The sequence below is a fragment of the Streptomyces torulosus genome (assembly GCF_001419765.1).
GTDB lineage: Bacteria > Actinomycetota > Actinomycetes > Streptomycetales > Streptomycetaceae > Streptomyces > Streptomyces torulosus.
Map to the genome: position 1 here is coordinate 630 of NZ_LIRK01000500.1, position 4,153 is coordinate 4,782.

Consider the following 4,153-nt stretch of genomic DNA (forward strand, 5'->3'; position numbering starts at 1 on the left):
CGAAGGCCAGCGCGTCCAGCAGCCGCCAGTACAGGTGGGAGGCGGGATCCCCGGCCAACCGTCCACCGGCCGCCGTGTACCGGTCGGCGAAGCGCATGCCCTCGGGGACCCCGTACAACAGGGCCAGGGCCGTGGAGCAGTGCGCCACATCCAGGTCGGCCGGTCCCCAGGACGTCTCCACCCAGTCGACGACGCCGCTGACGCGGAGAGCGTCTCCGTCGCCGGTGAACAGGACGTTCCCCGGGTGGAAGTCCCGGTGGAGGAAGCAGGCCAGGTGTTCCGGCGGCTCCCGCCGGATCACGTCCACGGCCGCGCGCCACAGCTCGGGCCGTCGCGTGCCGTCGGGTGGACTCACTCTCCCCGGAGAGGTCCACGCCTGGTAGGCGCGAGGCCGCTGGTCCTCGGCCACCGCCAGACGGTGGATGTTCAGCAGCTGACGGGCGAGCAGTTCGGTGCGACGGTCGACGTCCGCGCCGTCCAGACGAACGGATCCCGGCAGCAGGGTCATCAACAGCGAGGGGTGGTCGCAGTGTTCGCCGGCCGGGTCCACCGCGACCGGCGCCGCCCCCGGGACGCCCGTGCCGTCGAGCAGGCGCAGTACGTTCGCCTCGCGGGTCAGCAGCCCCTCGGCGTGCCGTAGGAAGAAGGGCTTCACGAAGGACCGCAGCACCAGTGAGTGTCGGCCGTCGGGTCCGTCGACGTCCAGACGGCGCATCTCCGACGTCCAGCCGCCGCGCAACCGCGCGACGTCCACGATGCGTTCCCCCTCGGAGAGGTGCTTCTCGACCCAGGCGCGCGTCGCGTCCCACGTCCGGCCGTCGGGGTCGTCACCGTCGGCACCTTCTCGTCCCACCGTCACCGCTACCGGTCTCCCCTCGACCAACGGGCCGTCCACAGGTCCAGGTCGTTCTCGTCCGGGTCCGCCGCTTCCCGCGGGGCTCGCGGGAAGCCGAGCAGCTCGGGTGGGAGGTAGCCGGAGCGGGTGTCCAGCTTCCAGCCGTGCACCTGGACGGCGAGGGCGGCCAGGGCGAGCGGGCCGAGTGGCAGCAGCGTTCGGGGGGCGGGGTCGGCTCCCACCTCCGCGCGGTGCTTGTCGAGACGGTCCGCGAGGGCCTCCTCGAAGGCCGGTCGGTCGTCGTCGAGGAGGACGCGCAGCAGTCGCTGGTCCGGGGTCAGCGGGCCGTCGACCGCGTCCAACCGCCGGGCCGCCTCGGCGCGTTCCCCGGCGTCCGGCTCGCACAGGGGCACGGTGGGCCAGTCGCGGGGGAGGTGCCCCTCGGTGTGCGTGAGGTAGCCGCAGAGCGCGTCCATCGCCGCGAGGTCCGCCGGGTCCGACACCGACTCCAGCGGCGAGTACGGCACGCCCTTGCGGATCTCGCCCGCGTAGTCGGTGCGCAGCAGCAGCCCGATCACCCGCCGCCACTCCCACACCAGTCCGCTCACCACGCACAGTTCGAACGCGTCGAGCCACGTCCTCGCCGTGGGCGCGCGGTCGACGAAGGCGCCGAACGCGACGTCGTCGCTGCTGAGCGTCTCCCCGACGAGCGGGAAGAAGATCTCCTGGTCACCCTTGGGGAAGCAGCCGATACTGAGGATGCCGAGGGAGCACTCCGCGGCGGTCCGCAGCGCCGCACGCGACGACTCGTCCGGCGCGGAACCGGCGACGCCGCGGGCGGCGATGTGGTCGAGCAACTCGTCGCGCAGTTCCCCCAGTCGCGCCGATGACGCGTCGTCGTAGCGCAGCAGCCCGCAGCGCCGCCTGGTCCGCCCGGCGATGTCGTCCAGTGCCCGGGCGACACCGTCCTCCGCGACCTCGTGGCATGACACTTCCCGCACGGCTGCCGTCCCCCTTCGCGATCTTCACGACCGGACGGCACGCTATCAGCGGGGGCCGACATCGACGGGGGTGCGGCAGTCGGACCGGGTGAAGCTCAGCCGGTCCCGTTCCCGAGGCGGTCACCGTCATCCGCCCCCTTGGACGGCTCGTCGCCGTCACGCTGCATGGGGCCCCATTCGCCTCCCTGGCGGTCGACGGTCTCCGCGGCCTCCTTGATGAGCGCCTCGTCGATCCAACCGACGGGGTCGACGTCACCGAGGAGCGGCTCGTTGTCGGGCCCCCGGCCCTTCACCTGGCCGCGCAGGATCCACGGGCGGACGCCCGGTCCCTTCTCGCGCGGAAGGTGCGAGTAGTCGTACAGGCGGCGCGCCACCCACAGTTCGACCGGCCGGTCCTCCCACCAGGGCTCCAGGTCGAGCGGGTTGGCGGACAGCCCCGGCAGCCGCACGCCGGTGAGGCCGTCCCTGCTCGTGACGAGGGCACGGTCCGCCTCGGGGCCGTGTGACCAGCGGACATGGAGACCGGAGGTGTGCCGGACCAGGTCCGCGAGCTCCTCCAGGGTCCGCAGGACGGGAAGTTCGTCTCGAATGTTCATCGCGTCGTCGGGTTCGCCATGTCAGGGGCGGTCGTCGCCCACACCACTGCTGCTGTCGCTGTCGCTGTCGCTGTCGCTGTCGCTGTCGCTGTCGCTGTCGCTGTCGCTGTCGCCGTCGGTGTCGGCGTCCTGGGTCTCGGTCTCGTCGTCGCGTGCGCCTTCGGCCTGGGACGGCGTGGTGCGGGGCACCTGCTCGTCGGTGGCCGGTTCGCGGCCGGTGTCGGTGTCGGTGTCCGGTTCTCCCTCTGCCTGGGACGGGGTCTGTTCGCTCGTCACTGTGCTCCCTGGCCGTGCGGTCCGGCGGTGCGGAAGGTGGACGCGGTCTGTTCGCGGTGGAGTTCCTCCAGAGTGTTCAGCTGCCGGTGGCCGCGGCGCAGGAGATCGTCGAGCACGTCGGGTTCGAGGCGCTCGTCGGTCTCGGCGAGCTGCCGCAGGGCCTCCCAGCACGCGATCTTGCCGGAGACCCCGACCCGCAGCATCTCCAGTTCGATCACCGTGCTGAGCGGGGAGCGGCGCACCAGCCTGCCGTTCGCCTTCAGCCGTCCCAGCTTCTCGGCGGCCCAGCCCGCGCAGACCTTGTACCGGCGCGCGGGGATGTGCAGCCGGTGCAGCAGGTCGGTCAGGCTGCGCCGGTCCTTGGCGATCTCACCGGCGATCGCCTCCAGGGTCGGACCGAGGTCGGTGCCACGACAGGAGCGGGCCAGATAGCGGGCGCGGTCGGTGCCGGCGGTGGCGCCGGCCAGGTGGTCGTTGAGGTAGACGGAGAGCAGCTGCGTGTCCGTCCGCCGGGCGGAGGTGGAGGTGGGGGTGTGCCGGGTCCGTGTCGCATGACTCATCGAGTTGCTCCTTCGCGGTCTCCACGTGGGGGCGGCATGGTGGCGCGGTCGCGTGCCGGGCACCTCGCGGGCTGCCGGGAATCGACGGCTCCACCGGGTACCCCTGGCGGTCACCGTGAACACCTTTGCCTGTTTTGTTCTGATTGTGGGTGGTGCATGCAGCGGGTACCCGATCACACCTGCGGAAACGCGCCGCCGCCCCGGGTGAAGTGGGCGATCGTCCGCTCCAGGCCCTCCTCCCACGGCACCCTCGGGTTCCAGCCGAACAGCTCACGCATCCACGTGGTGTCGGGCACCCGGCGCTCGGCCTCACCGGCGGGACGGTCGACGAAGCGGAGCGGAGAGTCGGAGCCCGTCAGGTCGGGCACCCGGCGGGCGAGCGCGGCGACGCTCGTCTCCTCGCCGCCGCCGACGTTGACCGGTCGCACCGAACGGCCCGCCGCCACCAGGAGCACCCCCTCGACGACGTCGTCCACGAAGCACAGCGACCGTGTCTGGCGCCCGTCTCCCGCGACCGTCAGCGGCTCCCCGGCCAGGGTCTGCCGGATGAACGTGGACACCACCCGGCCGTCGTCCGCCCGCATCCGGGGCCCGTAGGCGCTGAACACCCGTACGATCCCCGCGTCCGCGCCCTCGGCGCCCGCGTACGCGGTGACCAGCGCCTCGGAGAACCGGTGGGCCTCCTCGTGGGCGCAGCGCGGGCCCACCGGGTCGACCTCGCCGACATCGTCCTCCCGCTGGGGACGACCGTGGGCGCGGCCGTAGACGGCCGAGGACGACCCGAGGAGGAACCGCGCGCCGTCCCGGCAGGCCACCGCCGGCGCGTTGCGGGTGCCTGCGCTGCCCGCCTCCAGCGTCTCCGGGGGGAGGCGGGCAGCGCAGGCA

The 4,153-nt window shown here is 72.8% G+C and carries 6 protein-coding genes; all 6 read right to left on the reverse strand.

The genetic code is table 11. The features are described from left to right. Nucleotides 1-859, reverse strand: an 859-nt coding sequence (locus AOK23_RS31125) for a phosphotransferase family protein (protein WP_055715908.1), incomplete at its 3' end; no start/stop codon positions are given. Between the two features lie 2 nt (nt 860-861). Continuing rightward, the gene (locus AOK23_RS31130) at nt 862-1,836 is read right to left on the reverse strand and encodes an immunity 49 family protein (RefSeq protein WP_055715909.1); all 975 of its coding nucleotides are present in this window, start codon (nt 1,834-1,836) and stop codon (nt 862-864) included. 95 nt (nt 1,837-1,931) lie between these two features. Next, a complete protein-coding gene (locus AOK23_RS31135) occupies nt 1,932-2,432 on the reverse strand; it encodes a DUF6098 family protein (protein ID WP_055715910.1) in 501 nt (166 codons plus the stop codon). A gap of 21 nt (nt 2,433-2,453) precedes the next feature. Next, nucleotides 2,454-2,708 carry a hypothetical protein gene (locus AOK23_RS31140; RefSeq protein ID WP_055715911.1) on the reverse strand — a complete coding sequence of 85 codons (255 nt, stop codon included), beginning with the start codon at nt 2,706-2,708 and terminating at the stop codon, nt 2,454-2,456. Further along, the gene (locus AOK23_RS31145) at nt 2,705-3,268 is read right to left on the reverse strand and encodes a hypothetical protein (protein ID WP_055715912.1); all 564 of its coding nucleotides are present in this window, start codon (nt 3,266-3,268) and stop codon (nt 2,705-2,707) included. The genes AOK23_RS31140 and AOK23_RS31145 overlap by 4 nt, the downstream gene beginning before the upstream one ends. A gap of 173 nt (nt 3,269-3,441) precedes the next feature. Continuing rightward, nucleotides 3,442-4,153 (reverse strand): NAD-dependent epimerase/dehydratase family protein (locus AOK23_RS31150; RefSeq protein WP_079049811.1); only part of this gene is annotated, 712 nt, incomplete at its 5' end.

What these genes read in the sequence shown, in the direction of transcription:
- AOK23_RS31145 (WP_055715912.1), bottom strand. Translation starts at nt 3,268, where the DNA reads ATGAGTCATGCGACACGGACCCGGCACACCCCCACCTCCACCTCCGCC.
- AOK23_RS31135 (WP_055715910.1), bottom strand. Translation starts at nt 2,432, where the DNA reads ATGAACATTCGAGACGAACTTCCCGTCCTGCGGACCCTGGAGGAGCTC.